The organism is Carboxylicivirga longa, assembly GCF_050589825.1.
Lineage (GTDB): Bacteria > Bacteroidota > Bacteroidia > Bacteroidales > Marinilabiliaceae > Carboxylicivirga > Carboxylicivirga longa.
Map to the genome: position 1 here is coordinate 173,295 of NZ_JBNGOZ010000005.1, position 15,196 is coordinate 188,490.

At 44.1% G+C, this 15,196-nt stretch carries 12 protein-coding genes; 4 read left to right on the top strand and 8 right to left on the bottom strand.

Annotated elements, in window-relative coordinates:
* Nucleotides 1–10 precede the first annotated feature (10 nt).
* The 3 genes from ACRD7A_RS06195 to hutI form a co-directional block, all read right to left on the bottom strand.
* Entirely contained in the window at nt 11–1,912 is a 1,902-nt protein-coding gene (locus tag ACRD7A_RS06195; RefSeq protein WP_430810268.1) for a transglutaminase-like domain-containing protein, read from the bottom strand.
* Nucleotides 1,913–2,075: 163 nt separating this feature from the next.
* Nucleotides 2,076–3,764 (bottom strand): glutamate formimidoyltransferase, encoded by a 1,689-nt coding sequence (gene ftcD, locus ACRD7A_RS06200; protein ID WP_430810269.1) that lies wholly within the window; start codon nt 3,762–3,764, stop codon nt 2,076–2,078.
* A 191-nt stretch (nt 3,765–3,955) separates the two neighbouring features.
* Nucleotides 3,956–5,203, bottom strand: a complete 1,248-nt coding sequence (gene hutI, locus ACRD7A_RS06205; protein WP_430810270.1) for an imidazolonepropionase — start codon at nt 5,201–5,203, stop codon at nt 3,956–3,958.
* Nucleotides 5,204–5,465: 262 nt separating this feature from the next.
* Here hutI and ACRD7A_RS06210 point away from each other — a divergent pair, with 262 nt between their 5' ends.
* Together ACRD7A_RS06210 and ACRD7A_RS06215 are read left to right on the top strand one after the other, a co-directional pair.
* Nucleotides 5,466–7,055, top strand: coding sequence for a YfcC family protein (locus ACRD7A_RS06210; RefSeq protein ID WP_430810271.1), 1,590 nt, complete (start codon nt 5,466–5,468; stop codon nt 7,053–7,055).
* A 166-nt stretch (nt 7,056–7,221) separates the two neighbouring features.
* The gene (locus ACRD7A_RS06215) at nt 7,222–7,773 is read left to right on the top strand and encodes an NUDIX hydrolase (RefSeq protein WP_430810272.1); all 552 of its coding nucleotides are present in this window, start codon (nt 7,222–7,224) and stop codon (nt 7,771–7,773) included.
* A 40-nt stretch (nt 7,774–7,813) separates the two neighbouring features.
* Here ACRD7A_RS06215 and ACRD7A_RS06220 read toward each other — a convergent pair whose 3' ends face one another.
* The 3 genes from ACRD7A_RS06220 to ACRD7A_RS06230 all read right to left on the bottom strand — a co-directional run bounded on the left by ACRD7A_RS06220 (nt 7,814) and on the right by ACRD7A_RS06230 (nt 10,643).
* Nucleotides 7,814–8,380, bottom strand: coding sequence for a DUF4251 domain-containing protein (locus ACRD7A_RS06220; protein ID WP_430810273.1), 567 nt, complete (start codon nt 8,378–8,380; stop codon nt 7,814–7,816).
* Between the two features lie 46 nt (nt 8,381–8,426).
* Nucleotides 8,427–9,641 carry an acyloxyacyl hydrolase gene (locus ACRD7A_RS06225; RefSeq protein WP_430810274.1) on the bottom strand — a complete coding sequence of 405 codons (1,215 nt, stop codon included), beginning with the start codon at nt 9,639–9,641 and terminating at the stop codon, nt 8,427–8,429.
* A 99-nt stretch (nt 9,642–9,740) separates the two neighbouring features.
* The gene (locus ACRD7A_RS06230; RefSeq protein ID WP_430810275.1) at nt 9,741–10,643 is read right to left on the bottom strand and encodes a DMT family transporter; all 903 of its coding nucleotides are present in this window, start codon (nt 10,641–10,643) and stop codon (nt 9,741–9,743) included.
* 74 nt (nt 10,644–10,717) lie between these two features.
* On the opposite strand from ACRD7A_RS06230, the gene ACRD7A_RS06235 reads away from it, so the two are divergent.
* The gene (locus ACRD7A_RS06235; protein WP_430810276.1) at nt 10,718–11,425 is read left to right on the top strand and encodes an RluA family pseudouridine synthase; all 708 of its coding nucleotides are present in this window, start codon (nt 10,718–10,720) and stop codon (nt 11,423–11,425) included.
* On the opposite strand, the gene ACRD7A_RS06240 is transcribed toward ACRD7A_RS06235, so the two are convergent.
* Both ACRD7A_RS06240 and ACRD7A_RS06245 read right to left on the bottom strand, forming a co-directional pair.
* Nucleotides 11,388–12,305, bottom strand: a complete 918-nt coding sequence (locus ACRD7A_RS06240) for a YitT family protein (RefSeq protein ID WP_430810277.1) — start codon at nt 12,303–12,305, stop codon at nt 11,388–11,390. The genes ACRD7A_RS06235 and ACRD7A_RS06240 overlap by 38 nt on opposite strands.
* Before the next feature lie 72 nt (nt 12,306–12,377).
* Nucleotides 12,378–13,499, bottom strand: a complete 1,122-nt coding sequence (locus ACRD7A_RS06245; protein WP_430810278.1) for a GNAT family N-acetyltransferase — start codon at nt 13,497–13,499, stop codon at nt 12,378–12,380.
* A gap of 229 nt (nt 13,500–13,728) precedes the next feature.
* On the opposite strand from ACRD7A_RS06245, the gene ACRD7A_RS06250 reads away from it, so the two are divergent.
* Entirely contained in the window at nt 13,729–15,177 is a 1,449-nt protein-coding gene (locus tag ACRD7A_RS06250; RefSeq protein WP_430810279.1) for a TrkH family potassium uptake protein, read from the top strand.
* The last annotated feature ends 19 nt before the right edge of the window (nt 15,178–15,196 follow it).

Genomic DNA, 15,196 nt, shown 5'->3' on the forward strand with positions numbered 1-15,196 from the left:
AGTGTTGTGTTTATATTTTTTTGAGAATAATCTGATCTCCATAGAATGTGTTGAGCTTTTCAATAATGGTGTTCCATAACTCAAACTGTTCGGGCAATATTAATCCATTATTGATCTTTACTTCGTTGGTGTAAGTAATGGTGTTACCATTTGATTTCATATGTACGTTAACCATTATTTCACCATCGCTAAACGACACAGCTTCCGGCAGATAACTTAGTTTATAACCTTTGGGTATTGATACGGTCTTCAGTGTTTTTGACATGACCTTCTTTCCAAACGCATAGGCGCTTTTGCGCTCTTTGTCTATTTTGGCACCGCTTAAGCGTTTATCCCAGTCCAGCTCAATAAATAATTCACCATCAAACTCACTGATTCGATTGGTAATATTGTAATTGTATTTGAGTTCTAAGGGCTTATCCCTGTTTGAATCAGGCGCGTTAAGTACTTGCACCTTATCTTCATTGTTTGATTCAGACACTGACAAGTAATTAAATAAATCATTTTTATCTTCCACCTTAGTGTTGTTGGATAGATAAAGGATATTTTTCTTTGTTTCACCCTTAACAAGCAAGGAACCTTCACCAACCAGGTTATTATTTTCAATTTGTATGTTTTCGGTGCGAAGCAACAGGTTGTCTTCTGCCGTGTGAGTAGGAACGTGTTTGCGGATATATGTATCGCCATTTTCAATGAGCATTTCTTTGCCCTGAATTCGTTCCGCATTTTTACCTAGCCCAATATATTTTTCGGTAGCATCCAGTACAAACATTTTATCATTAGTAAAGGCTGTGCAAACCATATGGTTGTCAACACACAATGAGGGTAAGTCGTAGTTATAGGGTATTTTACTGGTTCCTATCCACGTCAAACGGGCATCGATTCCCGCTACTTTGAGCATTGATTTAGTTAGTATGGCCATACCTTTACAGTCGCCGTAGCGGTTATTGTAAACATTTTGAGGAGCATCCGGCTTAAATCCAGCTATACCCTCTTCAAAAGCAATGTATTTAATATGCTCTTGCACCCAATAGTAGATCTTTTTAATTTTCTCCTCATTACTTTTAGCACCTGCGGTTAGCTGATTTACCAATTCTGCGTATGGGGAGTTATCCACTTTTACCTTTTGAGCCAGACTATTGTACCAGTTGTATAAATCGTCAACAGTACTGATTACCGTTTTTTTACTTCCATTGGCTGTGTAGCTTTTGCTAAGAACTATAATGTGAGGGGCATGATACAAAATACCGCGAGAATTGTCTTCATCTTCAAGTTTTTTTAATTGCTCACAGCTGAAATTCACTAGCGTCACCCCTTCTTTTTTTTCCTCAGTGCGCGTGATGCTATAGCCTTCGAAATTCATTTCTACCAGTTCAACATCTACTCCATCGGGAATGTGAAAAGAGATATTACGTTTGTGCACCGGTTCTGTATCTTGCAAAAATACTTTAGTGAGATACTTGGGATCTTTATAAAGGCAGGTCGATCGAAAGGTTACTTCAGTAGATTCATATAGCATATCAAAGTTATAATGAGCCACTTTGGCATCTGAGTAAAAAATACCATCCACTTCGTAGTTACCATATATTTTATCATATTTTAGTTTGCCACGCCCCGATGTGTATCTGGCTGAGCCATGTGTTAGGTCAACATTATCATTGTAATACACATTTTTGTAATACTTAATGTTGCTTTCGAGCGAGATGAGGTCAGTTTTTTCTTTTTCTTCCACCTGTAAGCCCTGGGCATTTACCCTAAACGTGTACTGCGAATTATACGCTGATGAAGCAATAATGGCATTCGGGAAGAGTTGTTTTAGCTTTTCAGCCTTTTCTGGATTCGTGTATTTTTTTTGCGCAAATGCGCTTATGTGCATGACCAATAGTGTCAGCATCGCTATGTTCTTAATCATTTGGATGTAGGTGTTATTTTTTTGTTAGATGTAGTACGGGGTAGAATAGATTATGTTACATTTTAATGTGTTGTAATTAGTATGTATACTGCATTACCAAAAAAAAACGGCCACCGATCATTCGGCAGCCGCATATATTAAACAAATAACTATCAGCCAGTGGTTATATTTTCCCATTGACAATCTCCAGTATGTCCTTTTCTTCCTGTATGGCTTTGTCCTCAATTGCTTTACCATCTGCCAATACCTTCTCCACATAGGCTTTATCATCCAGCCCGGCGGCGTTGATTTTCACGTTCAGGTAAGCCCCCATCACGGCAGAACGGGCACATAAGGCGCCCACGCCGGCATCGCTCACAGAGTTGGGATTACCAATTTCAGCCATGGCTCGTATCACTTCAAAACCTTTATAGGCTACTTCCATCACCCGGAAGGGTACCTGGATGGCGTATTTAGTGGCCTCGTCAATGGCTTTTTTGCGGGCTGCCTTCTCCTCCTCATTTGATTTGGGCAAACCAAAGGCATCCATAATCTTATTAAAAGCATGGGTGTCTTCATCTACCAGGTGTAGCAGTTCTTTTTCAACTGCCATACCTTTCTCGGCCCAGTCGCTGAATTCTTCCCAGCGATCGTCCCAGCCGCGTTTGTGTGCCGATAGGTTGGCTACCATGGTGCCCAGGGCAGCACCCAATGAGCCCACATAAGCTGAGATGGAGCCCCCACCCGGCGCAGGCGATTCCGAAGCCGTCTCGTCAGCAAACGCAGTCAGGTTCATGTCGATTAGCTGCTTCTTATCTTCCTTCAGGATGTACTCTATAATTTTCTTGTCCGGATCAAAGGGATATAGCTCGTCCAGTCCCATTGATTTCACTGCAATCTTAATGATCTCACGCTCCGGAATACCCGTTGAGCGCTCTTGTTTACGCAGGAAGTATCTACCGGCATCCAGCATGGCCTGAAGCGGTACTACACCTACCATCTCGGAACCTGTTACCCGGATGCCGCGGGCGTTGGCACGCTCGTACACCGCTTCGTAGGCTTTATGCAAGGATGTAACCGTAATATCGGTCAGGTTCATGGATATTTGTGCCACACCGTATTCTTCAATGTACCAGCCAATGCCTTTCACCGATTTCAGCATGCCGGGAATATTCACAGGATTGCCATTTTCGTCTTTTACAATTTTACCGGTTACCGGATGTCCTTCGCGCTTCACGCGTCCTCGTTCGCGCACATCAAAGGCAATGGCATTGGCACGGCGTGTTGAGGTGGTGTTCAGGTTTACATTATAGGCAATCAGGAAGTTACGGGCGCCTACCGCTGTAACGCCCGATTGAGCCACACTTTCGTTCCACTCAGCAGGACCATAATCCGGCTTCCATTCAGCAGTACCAATACGCTTGGGAATCGCTTCGTATTCGCCTTCGCGGCAGCTCGCCAGATTTTTCCGTTTTTCTTCTTTGGCGGCAAATTCATAGCAGTAGATGGGGATGTTCAATTCTTTGCCAATGCGCTCGGCCAGCTTGTGGGCGTACTGCACCGTTTCTTCCATGGTGATGTTAGCCACGGGTACCAGTGGGCATACATCGGTGGCTCCGAATCGTGGATGGGCGCCTTTATGATGGCGCATGTCAATCAGTTCCTGCGCTTTTTTTACCGCCTGAAAAGCGGCTTCACATACTTCGTTGGGTGTACCCACAAGGGTTACTACGGTGCGGTTGGTGGCTTTCCCCGGATCTACATCGATGAGCTTTACGCCGTCTACCTTCTTAATTTCATCGGTAATTTTGTCGATGATCGTCATGTCGCATCCTTCAGAGAAGTTAGGAACACATTCGATTAATTGTTGCATGGTATTTAGTTTTTCGTTGATTTTATATTTAGTGCGCCGTTCGTTGTGCCAAGTGTATTTTATTTAATTTAGTTGTTAGTTGAGAGGCCAATGTTTCAATAGGTCTTAGCTCTTATGACTTTTATCTTCTTTTATTACTCCGAAGATTGCGGTTCTAAGTCGTGATGTAAAAAGCCGTTAGGCAACAACTATTAGCTGATAACTCCATTTAAAATGGTCGTTTCCACCTTATTTTCGCCGTAGGCATAGGGCAGGTACTCAATGCCCGGAATGGGCTTGGTGATTACCAGGTTGGCTTTTTTGCCAATACAGATAGAGCCCAGTTCTTTATCAACACCCATGGCGTAAGCTGTGTTTTTTGTTACGGCATGAATCACCTCTTCCGGCAGCATACGGTATAAAACGCTGCCCATGGACATTATTAGCTGCATGTTACCCGATGGTGATGAGCCCGGGTTGTAATCGGAGGCCAAAGCCACGGGTAATCCGGCCTCCATCATTTTACGGGCCGGTGCATAGGCCATGTTCAGGAAGAAGGCAGCGCCCGGCAGGATGGTGGGCATGGTGCCCGAATCTTTCAGCGCCCGAATCTCATCCTCACCTGTATATTCCAGATGATCGACCGATAGCGCGCGGTGCTGAACGCCCACTTGTATGCCACCCGAATAATCCAGCTCATTGGCATGTATCTTAGGGCGTAGACCATATTTAGCGGCTGCATTCAATATGCGATCGGTATCCTCTACCGAGAAGAAACCTACATCGCAGAATACATCCACATAATCGGCCAATTGTTCTTTGGCTACAGCTGGTAGCATTTCGTTAATAATCAAATCAACATATTTCTCCTGTTGCCCGCGGTATTCCAGGGGAATGGAGTGTGCACCCAGGAAAGTTGATTTTATGCTTAGTGGGCTGGCTTCTTTCAGACGCTTAATGACCCGCAGCATCTTGAGTTCGCTTTCCAGTGTCAGTCCGTATCCACTTTTAATTTCAACCGCACCGGTGCCCCACTTGATGATTTCCTGTAAGCGAAGCATGGCATCATCGAAGAGCTGCTCCTCACTGGCTGTTTGCATTAGCTTGGCCGAATTAAGGATGCCACCGCCGCGCGCAGCTATCTCTTCGTAACTCAAACCTTTGATTTTATCTACATACTCTACATCGCGGCTTTGGGGATATACCAAATGGGTATGTGAGTCGCACCAGGCGGGCAACACGAGTCTGTCAGTGGCATCAATTACTTCGATGTTGTCAGGTAAGGCTGCCTTATTTAGCTCTGCCATGTTACCGTACGACTCGATTGTTTCACCTTTGATAAGCAGGTAGGCGTTTTTAAGAGATGGTAAATGCGCCATCTGCGCCCCGGCAATAAAGGATTGGTGCTCTTGCTCAACCTGAATAAGTTGTTTTATATTCTTGATTAATAGTTGCTTCATAAGAATTTTATTTTGCTCCATTTCAAGGATTTAAAAGTAGGATAATTGTAGATGGTATGTCTATGATTTTAATCAATTCAGCTTGTACTGAATTGTAGTGCACTAATAACATTTTGCGAGAATGCGTCCTGTGGAGTTGTTGAATGCATTTGGATGAAACGCTTAATAAATATAAGATGGGTAACAGTAAAATTAAAATCCTATTTTTGTGCTTCGTCTAATTTTCTTGATACCTATATCTTGAGTCTAACATCTTAAAGAAATGTTTAAAAAAGTACCGCATACCTACGTTATTATTTTCTCTCTAATTGTATTTGCTGCCATTTTAACCTGGCTGGTTCCGGGCGGTGAATACGTGGAAGAAACCACCGTTGTTAATGGTGTTGAGCAAACACAGTTGGTGTTTAAAACCATTGAAAGTCAGCCACAGACCTGGGAGGTGTTTGCGGCCATGGTAAATGGTTTCGAAAAAGGAGCTGGTATTATTGTTTTTATCCTAATGATTGGCGGAGCCTTCTGGATAATGAATGATTCGAAGGCTGTTGATGTGGGTATTTTTTCCTTTTTGAATTTTGTGAAGCGGCTCGATCACTTTAAGCTTATACGGATGATGGGAGCCAATAACCTGATACTAACGCTTATTATGCTGATGTTCTCGGTATTTGGTGCTGTGTTTGGCATGAGTGAAGAAACCATTGCCTTTATGGTAGTACTGATTCCTCTGGCTATCTCAATGGGCTACGACAGTATCACCGGAGTGGGTATTGTGTATCTGGCGGCTCACCTGGGCTTTGCCGGTGCTGTACTCAATCCATTCACCATAGGCATAGCACAGGGTCTGGCCGATCTGCCGTTGTTCTCTGGCTTTGAATATCGCCTGGTATGCTGGGTGATTATTAACATAGTGGGATTTGCATACATACTAATTTATGCTCGTAAGGTAAAGCGCAATCCCAAGTCATCGCCTGTTTATCATGAGGATGCCTACTGGCGCAATCGAGCAGCAACGCAGCTTGAAGATATTGATAAGGCAACACCGCGCGCTGCCTGGTGGGCCTATGGTCTCACTGCATTGGCCCTTGTTTTGTTTGCGCTGATGCATCAGCAAACTACCCTGAAGATTGGAGGTGGCGAAGGCATTACCTGGCCTGTTATGCCAATTATGGCCGGTATTTTTATCCTTACAGGTTTCCTATCGTTGCGTAAGAAAGTGCATTTTTTTATTCTTAACCTACTGGCCTTTACTATTTTGTTTTTGGTGATTGGGGTGATGGGTTATGCCTGGTATATCACTGAAATAGCGGCCTTGTTCCTTGCCATGGGCATTCTCTCGGGCATAGCCATGGGCAACGATGCCAATCAAATTACCAAACTCTTTCTGGAGGGTGCTAAAGATATTATGTCGGCGGCTCTTGTGGTAGGCCTGGCCGGTGGCATTATTGTCATCCTCGAAGATGGGAAGATTGTACATACCATACTACATGCTCTGGCACAGTCCATGAGTGATTTGGGCAATATCGCCTCGGTAGGTATCATGTATGGTATTCAAACCATGATTAATATTTTTATTCCCAGCGGCTCGGCTAAAGCGGCTCTGACCATGCCCATTATGGCACCTTTCAGTGATTTGATAGGTCTGTCGCGTCAGGCAACTGTTATGGCCTTCCAGTTTGGCGACGGCTTTACCAATATGATAACACCTACTTCGCCGGTTTTGATTGGCGTTTTGGGCGTTGCCAAAGTGCCCTATACCAAATGGTTTAAGTGGGCTGCTCCATTAATTGTTATGCTTATTGTGTTGGGTTTCCTTTTGTTGATACCTACGGTTACCATGACCTTGAATGGTTTTTAATAGCACGTTTTATGGGGTTTAGGTTGACGGCATTATGATTTTTCACTAAACCCCTCTATCTACTTCCAAAAGGGAGTAGAATCAAATTACTTGTGTATTTTTATGTTTTTTATTCCCTTTGCTTGATGAAGGGAACAATCAATACGAATCATTTCAAGTATCTGTTATGTGTAAAACGAAGCCTCAGGAAGTAATTCGCTTTTGCCCGCGATGTGGCAGTAATCAATTTATTGCGCAGGATGGTAAGTCCTTTAAATGTCAAGACTGTTATTTTCATTTTTTTGTTAATTCGGCCTGCGCCGTTGCTGGAATAATCATTAACGAAAAGGGGGAGATGCTGCTGACACGAAGGGCTTTTGACCCGCATGCAGGTATGCTTGATTTGCCCGGTGGTTTCGTTGATCCAGGCGAGCGAGCGGAGGCGGCTTTGGTACGGGAAATTAAGGAGGAGCTGAATCTGGAAGTTATTGACCTGCGTTTTCTGGCTTCCTATCCCAATGAGTATGTGTTCTCGGGATACACGGTATACACTACCGATTTGGGTTTTGTATGCCGCGTGGCTAACTTTGATAATATGCATGCACAGGACGATATCAGTGGCTATGAATTTATTCACCCTGAAGCTATCGATTTTGAGCAGATAAGTGCAGGCTCCATCGCACGTCTGATAGAGACCTATGTGGCCATTGGTGCCCACCATCGAAAAACCCATCGCTAAGGCCAGTCTGTGCACCGGCCTTAGTAACCAGGCTTATGCTTTATATTATCGGAGTTCCCTTGTAAACATTAGACATGGAAACAGGTAGTAGTATGCCTCTGTATTGCACTCTACGCGAGGTGTTTCCCTGCACTGAGGCATTGGCAATCTGTCCGCTGGCATTGCTGTCAAGTCGAATATCGAACGAGCCAAGAGCCGATGTGATATATACTGTGATAAAATAAGTTCCTTTTTTGTCGTTTTTCTTTACCTCGTACTTGCTAACACGTCCACGAACCGATACGCCCCCAACACCATTCTGTCCCATTCCGGTACTAGAACCCAGCTGAACAAAGGCTTCATCGCCTTCAACAGCAATAAAGTTCAAGTTGCTGTTTACATTCACCGAAGCACCTCTTTTGTTTTGTAGTACGTTGGCCTCCAGTACCCATTGTTGTTCGTCTATGGCCACTTCCAGCAGCTTGGATAATTCAGCTGTGCGTTCTGCCTGCTCTTGTTTTTGGAGGGCGCGCCGTTCTTTGCGAGTCATTTTTTCTGTCTGGTTCTCTTGTGCCATACTCAGTAGTGAGAAAGCTACCAACAGGCTGAATAATGCTAGTTTTTTCATGGTGATTTGTTAAAAGTGTTTGTGTTTTAGCTTGTAATGATCAAACTTAATGCCATTTTATTCGATAGCCGATGTTCCATTCAATCACTTCGGCCACCGAAAAGTTGTGAGCCCGGACCAGCAGTCCTGCATACAGGTTGTTTTTAAAGTGGTATTTCAAGCCAAACTTCTGATACATCAGGGGGTTGGCATTCTCTCCCTTGTGGCGTAATACCAGGAAGCCGAGGTAGGAGGCGATGGACAGGCGGTCGATGGCAAATTCATAGGTGCCATATAAACCCAGCATCATTTTATCGGCTGTTTTATCGGCAAATTCCACGGTGGGTTCCAGACTACCGTCTTCCGGATAGGTGATTTTAACATTGGCTTTTTCATCGTAGCTAAGGTCAAAGCCGGCACCAAACTTATTTTTCCAGGTTGTCTGCTTTAAAAATGCGGCCGACAGGTTTACGTAATTGTGCATCACATCGGCTGCTCCCTTGGGATCATCAGGATTGGCAGGCGTGTTGATGTTGTCGTACAGTAGGTTGCTCGATCCGGAGCCCAGTTGAATAGCCACCTCATAGTGCTGTTCGTAGGCCGGTTGGGGTTTTCTAATCAGCAAAGGGCGATCCTTAAAATGATAGCTTAACTCAATTGATGGAGACAGCAGGTTAATGCCGCTGTTGGGTTTTTTGGTACCCCCATTGGAAAAATGAGTAAAGCCGAAGGAGCCCCGCAGGTCAAAGCGCGGGCTAAGATGGTATTCATAGAACATGTTGGCATCGATATACACCGTTCGGTACGAGCCAATGGCAACGTTAAAGGGATTATTATATTTGTCATAAGGCTCCCAGTTGTAGGTTAACCCAAAGCCCAACTCGTAGCCCCACAGGCCGCGTTTGCCTCTTTTTAAGGGGAAGCCCATAAAGCCGTAGAGCGCCGTTGGTTTGCCTAATTCTTTAACATTAAAAAAGTTGGCATTGTAAAAAGCAACACCATAATATGGGAAGTTGAAGATATGGTGCCACTCTTTGCTACCATCGGTTTGTACACCATAGCTAATGGTTAGCGCCTGATAGTAGTCGATGATCTGGTTGGCCTCGTTTTCTCCTTTTACAAAATCATTGGTCTGTAACACCCGGCCTGCATGATACCGTGCAGCTACAGCGTTATAGCGTTTGGGTTTCTTCTTGTTCTTAAGCGAGTCTTCTTTGCTTGTTTGTTGGGCATAGACTGACAAGGTCATGGCCATCAGCAGTAGGGTGAATCGTATTCTCATGAATAGCGTAATGGTTAAAACGTATTTTATGAATCAAAATATAAAATTAAAGTTTTGAAACATGATGTCCATCATGCAACAAAAAAGATGGCCTAAAGTTTATTTTTTCTTGATATTGAAAAGGCCATACATTACCACGGAGGCACCAATGATTAACATTCCTGCCAAGGATGTGATGTTAGGTGTTTCATCGGGTAGCACCAGCCAGCTTAAAGTGGCGCCGAATACCGGAATAATGAATTTATAGATATTCAGATCTGATACCTTAACATGTTCTTTCTGAAGCAGGAAAAACCAGATGGAGAAGGCGGCTGCCGATAAAAAGCTAAGCCATGAGAGGGCGATGTAGTATTCACCCGGAAAAATGAAACCTTTAAAAGGCTCTATCAATAAGGAAACCAGAAACAGCAGAAAACCACCTATCATCATCTGTGCCGCACTGAGAATGATGGGAGAGATCTGCTTATTGTTTTTACTTACAAATACATTGCCCATGCCCGAGGCGATGTTGGCCAGCACCAGCAGTGCCATGCCCAGCAGCTCGCTCCAGCTGCCCGGGCCAGCCAGCCCTTTGGGCAGGGCAATCAAAGCAATGCCGCCAATGCCTGAGGAGATAATCAATAGTTTGCGAAGGCTCATTTTGTCGTTGCTCATCATCCAGTGTGCGGTTAATGCAGCAAATAAAGGTTGCGAGCCAATGATGATGGCCGCCAGTGATCCATCGATCAAATCAACACCTGTGTAAAACAGGGCATATAGAATGAAAGTCTGGAAGAAAGAGATTTTAATAATCAGCCATAGGTTGCTGCTCACAACGCGGTAAAAGCGGGATAAGGATTTAGTGAAGGGTAACAGTAATACACCGGAAAAGAAAAAGCGCAGGCCGGCAAACTGCAAAGGAGTGGTGTATTGAAGGCCAATTTTAATGCCCACAAAGGCGGTTGACCATAACAGGCAGGCCACAATGGCCAATAGTGTGGTTTTAATGGTGTCTTTATGCATGTTTTTTTTGAATAAGATGGCAAAAGTACAAAGTATTTTATAAGAATGAAGGAGGAAGCCTTTATCTTTGCTGCATGCAGTTATGTAATAAGGATGTTCTGTACCAGGACGATTACCTGGTAGCCGTAAATAAACCGGTTGATTTGCCGGTTCATAAGAATGATTTTATGCCCGCCGATGCCGATTACCTCACTAAGCTGGTGGGACAGCTGACAGATAGGCCGGTGTTTCCGGTTCACCGTCTCGATGCCAAAACATCGGGATTAATCGTACTGGCTTTCTCCCGTGAAGTAGCTGCTGCTTTGGCTAAGCAGTTCGAACAGCGTAAAGTGGATAAAAGTTATATGCTTCTTTGTAAAGGCGTACCGGGCGAAGGTGTTTTTACCAACGAGGTACTCATAAAAAAGAAGAAAAAACGACAGGCCGCCCGCACGGCATATAAAACAATTACCACCATTGAAACAGGAATCTCTTATAAGCAGGAAGAGAATGTGGCTATCAGTCTGGTGAAGGCAATGCCTGAGACAGGTCGCTGGCACCAATTGCGGCAGCATTTTGCTTTTAACCGAACAGACATTCTGGGAGATACGCAACACGGTGACTGGACCCTGAATAAAATTATGACGGAACTAAGCGGTGTGAAGCGATTACTGCTGCATGCAGAGAGTCTTACCTTTCAACATCCGGAGAGTAAGGAAAAAATAAGCCTCGCGGCACCATTGCCCGAGGCTTTTGATCTCTTGCTTAAACAATTGGCTGGGTGTCAGTACGTGGCGCCTTAATGCTTTTTTTGCTGCTGCGAGGCGGCTTATACTCATCGAAGCCTTGTCCGTATACTGCCATTACGTTGGCCACTGAAATGAAGGCATCCGGGTCCACTTCTTTAATGATTTGAAACACCATGTGCGACTCTGATTTTTTTACGATGGTGATGATGAATTCGCGATCGCCGGCATAGTAGTAGCCGCGCCCCTTTAGGAAACTGAGACCCCGGTTGATCTGCGATGATAGTTTATGGGCGATTTCCTTAGGTTTTTGTGAGATGATAAGAATCTGAACCGACTGTCGTGAGCCGGTAAGCAGCATGTCGGCGATGTAAGACATTAAGCCGATTACCACAAAGCCAAATACCATGGTTTCCAGTGATTTGAAGACGATGAGTGAGGAGCTGATGATAAATACATCGAGGAACATCATGATGCGTCCCGGGCTAATGTTGTGATTCTTATTGATGATCATGGCAACAATTTCGGTACCGCCCGTGCTACCGCCCTGAACAAATAAAATGCCGATACTGGCCCCTACTAAACCGCCTCCGATAATGGCTGCCATAAAGCGATCGCTAACAATGGGCTCGGTAATGAAATAAGGGAAAACAGTTATAAATAGCGACAGGGTGACCAACGAGTAGATGGTTTTAAAGCCAAAGCCTTTGCCCAGCACCTTCATGGAGAGTAGGATAAGAACGCCGTTGATAGCCAGGTTAGTTGGGCCAACCGGTAAATCAAAAATAAAATAGAGCAAGGAGGAAAGCCCCATTACGCCACCGCCTACAATGTCGCAGGGAATAATAAAGCCGGTCCAGCCCACAGCACTTACCATCAGACCCAGCGTGATGATGGCATAGCTTTTTAATTCTTTAAAGATTTCGATTCGTGTCATTAGTGTTTAACATTAAAAAAGGCGCTTGTCAAACAAGCACCTTTCATTCAATTTATTATCTATTGTCTTTGGTTAAAGTGCTTTTTTATAACAACGTTTTCTTTTATGCTGTATATGGTCAAATGATTTCCACATTTGTATGGCCACATGGTTATTTTCTAGCATACCCGTAGTTTCCACATACTTTACGCCGTCTTCTTTAGCTGTTCTCCATAAGTCATTCATTAGCAGTGCTGCTACTCCCATCTTTTGCAGTTCTGGCTTTACGCCTGTTAGCATCAAATCCATTTCTTTGGGTTTTTTAAGCGCTTTCATCACATGCCACCAGCCAAAGGGCAGCAATTTGCCTTTTGCCTTTTTCATAGCCTGGGACAAAGATGGCAAGGCAATGAGGAAGCCGGCTAACTCATCATCCTTATCCAATATGATTTTGACGTAGCGGGGATTTAAAATGGGGAAATATTTCTTGATATAGAATTGTATCATTTTTTCGGGCAACTGGAAAGTTCCGAACAGCTCCGCAAAAGCCTTATTGAATAGGGCGAAAACTTTCTCTTTATAGGGCTCTAGCTCCTTGGCTGATGTAAAATTCAGCGCCTTAAGGCTGTAGCGGCGGGTAAGCATGTCAGCCACCTTAAAAGCTTTCTCGGGTAGGGCATCAGGAAAGGTAATGCGGAATTCAAGCCAGTCGATCTCCTTTTCGTATCCCAGTGCATCAAAATGATTCTGGTAATAGGCCATGTGGTAATCCGAAGCTACCGAAGGCAACCAGTCGTGTCCTTCAATCAGACAGCCCTGATGGTCAAGGTTAGAGAATCCCAGCGGTCCCTGAACTTCCTTCATGCCCTCTGCCCGCAGCCAATTTTCAACCGTTTCCATCAGCTGACGACTCACCGCTTCATCATCGATAAACTCAGGACGTGTAAAGCGTCCAATGTTCTCACCTTTCTTCTCAATCCATAGTGTATTAATGATGCCGCCGATGCGTCCCACGCATTTGCCGTCTTTATAAGCTACCCAAAGTTTAACCTTGCAAAAATCAAAGGCCGGGTTTTTATCTTCAAGAAGCGCATTAAGTTCCTCCTTCTTGATGGGAGGTACCCAATTGGCTTCGTTTTTATAAAGGATATATGGTAGGTTAACAAAGTCGTTAAGAGTCTTCGTACTGTTGACTTCCTGTATAACTATCCCCATCGTATATTGTATTTTTGTTTAGGATGCGAAGTTAATATTTTAATTCCGGTTATTCTTGATATTTTTCTATAATAGAAACCTAAATCCTTTTCATGCTTCGTGAGTGTTGAATTCTAATTATTAGTAACTTGAGTAGTGTACTGGAGATGGTTAAGGGGATTTTTTTTAGGTAGAGGTCGGTGTTTTTGCTTAAAATGTATCAACTTTGTGTGTTGTTTGAATCGCAAGTATGTTGAATTATCGATTTATAGGAAAAGTATTGGGGCATATTTTAGTGGCGCTGAGTATGTTTATGTTGGTTTGTGCCGGCGTGGCTTTTTATTATCAGGAGAATGATCTGAATGCGCACCTGCTGTCAGCACTGATCTGCCTGCTGTTAGGGGGCATGGCTTCATGGCTTTGGCGTAATAGTGGTCATGAGCTGGGGCGGCGCGAGGGTTTCATTATTGTTACCATTGTGTGGGTTATTATGTCGGTATTTGGTAGCCTGCCCTATCTAATCAGTGGTACAATACCGGGGTTTACCAACGCCTTTTTCGAAACCATATCGGGTTTCACCACAACAGGAGCCTCCGTTGTAGCCGATATTGAAGCACTGCCTCATGGCATTCTGTTTTGGCGTAGTACTACACACCTAATTGGCGGAATGGGTATTGTGGTATTGGCTGTTGCTATACTACCGTATTTTGGTTTTGGCGGTATGTCTTTGTACAATGCCGAGGCGGCCGGCATTAGCAATGAAAAGTTACATCCGCGCATGAAACAAACTGCCAATATTTTGTGGCGCATTTATTTGGTTCTTATACTTTTGGAGACCGTTTTTCTGGTGGCGGGTGACATGCCGCTTTTTGATGCTCTGTGTCATAGTTTCGCCACCATCGCTTCGGGTGGTTTTTCAACACAAAATGATAGTATTGCCGGATATTCGCCATACATCCAATATGTCATCATACTTTTTATGATATTTGCCGGTACTAACTTTGCACTTTTCTATTTTGTGTGGAAGGGTAAGGTCAATAAGTTATTTTCGAATCGCGAGTTTAGGGTCTATTTAGTTGTTATTGCTGTGGTTAGTGCCATCGTGTCTATCACGCTGGTGTTTCTCGATCATCATAACTGGGAGTCATCTGTTCGTGTTGCTTTTTTTCAGGTGGTTAGCCTGGTAACAAGTACTGGTTTTGCAACGGCCGATTACACGGCCTGGCACCCTTATTTAACGTATTTAATGTTCCTCTTGCTGTTCAGCGGAGCCTGTGCAGGAAGTACGTCGGGCGGCATTAAAATTATGCGTCACTCCATTCTTTTTCGCAATACGATACTCGAATTTAAGCGCATGGTGCATCCTCATGCTGTTATACCTTTGAAGGTTCAGGATCGTACGGTGGCGCCCGATATTGTGTATAAAGTAATGGCTTTTGTAATTCTTTATCTGACAATTTTTTCAATGGGTACCTTTGTTTTAACCTTTCTGGGTATGGACATGGATTCAGCCATGGGGGCAGCCGCCACCACCATGGGAGGTATTGGTCCGGGCATTGGTTCGGTAGGTCCTGTTGACAATTTTTCAGCAGTGCCCGAAGCCGGCAAGTGGGTGCTTTCCTCATTAATGCTTTTGGGGCGCCTTGAGCTGTTTACTGTCCTGATCCTGTTTTCACCCGGCTTTTGGAAGAATATTTAGAACAAAAGCAGTAAATTGA

Excerpts from the sequence above, each read along its gene's own strand:
- ACRD7A_RS06210 (WP_430810271.1), top strand. The coding sequence starts at position 5,466 with ATGTTTAAAAAAGTACCGCATACCTACGTTATTATTTTCTCTCTAATT.
- ACRD7A_RS06230 (WP_430810275.1), bottom strand. The coding sequence starts at position 10,643 with ATGCATAAAGACACCATTAAAACCACACTATTGGCCATTGTGGCCTGC.
- ACRD7A_RS06220 (WP_430810273.1), bottom strand. The coding sequence starts at position 8,380 with ATGAAAAAACTAGCATTATTCAGCCTGTTGGTAGCTTTCTCACTACTG.
- ACRD7A_RS06235 (WP_430810276.1), top strand. The coding sequence starts at position 10,718 with ATGCAGTTATGTAATAAGGATGTTCTGTACCAGGACGATTACCTGGTA.
- ACRD7A_RS06225 (WP_430810274.1), bottom strand. The coding sequence starts at position 9,641 with ATGAGAATACGATTCACCCTACTGCTGATGGCCATGACCTTGTCAGTC.
- ACRD7A_RS06195 (WP_430810268.1), bottom strand. The coding sequence starts at position 1,912 with ATGATTAAGAACATAGCGATGCTGACACTATTGGTCATGCACATAAGC.
- ACRD7A_RS06245 (WP_430810278.1), bottom strand. The coding sequence starts at position 13,499 with ATGGGGATAGTTATACAGGAAGTCAACAGTACGAAGACTCTTAACGAC.
- ACRD7A_RS06215 (WP_430810272.1), top strand. The coding sequence starts at position 7,222 with ATGTGTAAAACGAAGCCTCAGGAAGTAATTCGCTTTTGCCCGCGATGT.
- ACRD7A_RS06240 (WP_430810277.1), bottom strand. The coding sequence starts at position 12,305 with ATGACACGAATCGAAATCTTTAAAGAATTAAAAAGCTATGCCATCATC.
- hutI (WP_430810270.1), bottom strand. The coding sequence starts at position 5,203 with ATGAAGCAACTATTAATCAAGAATATAAAACAACTTATTCAGGTTGAG.
- ACRD7A_RS06250 (WP_430810279.1), top strand. The coding sequence starts at position 13,729 with ATGTTGAATTATCGATTTATAGGAAAAGTATTGGGGCATATTTTAGTG.
- ftcD (WP_430810269.1), bottom strand. The coding sequence starts at position 3,764 with ATGCAACAATTAATCGAATGTGTTCCTAACTTCTCTGAAGGATGCGAC.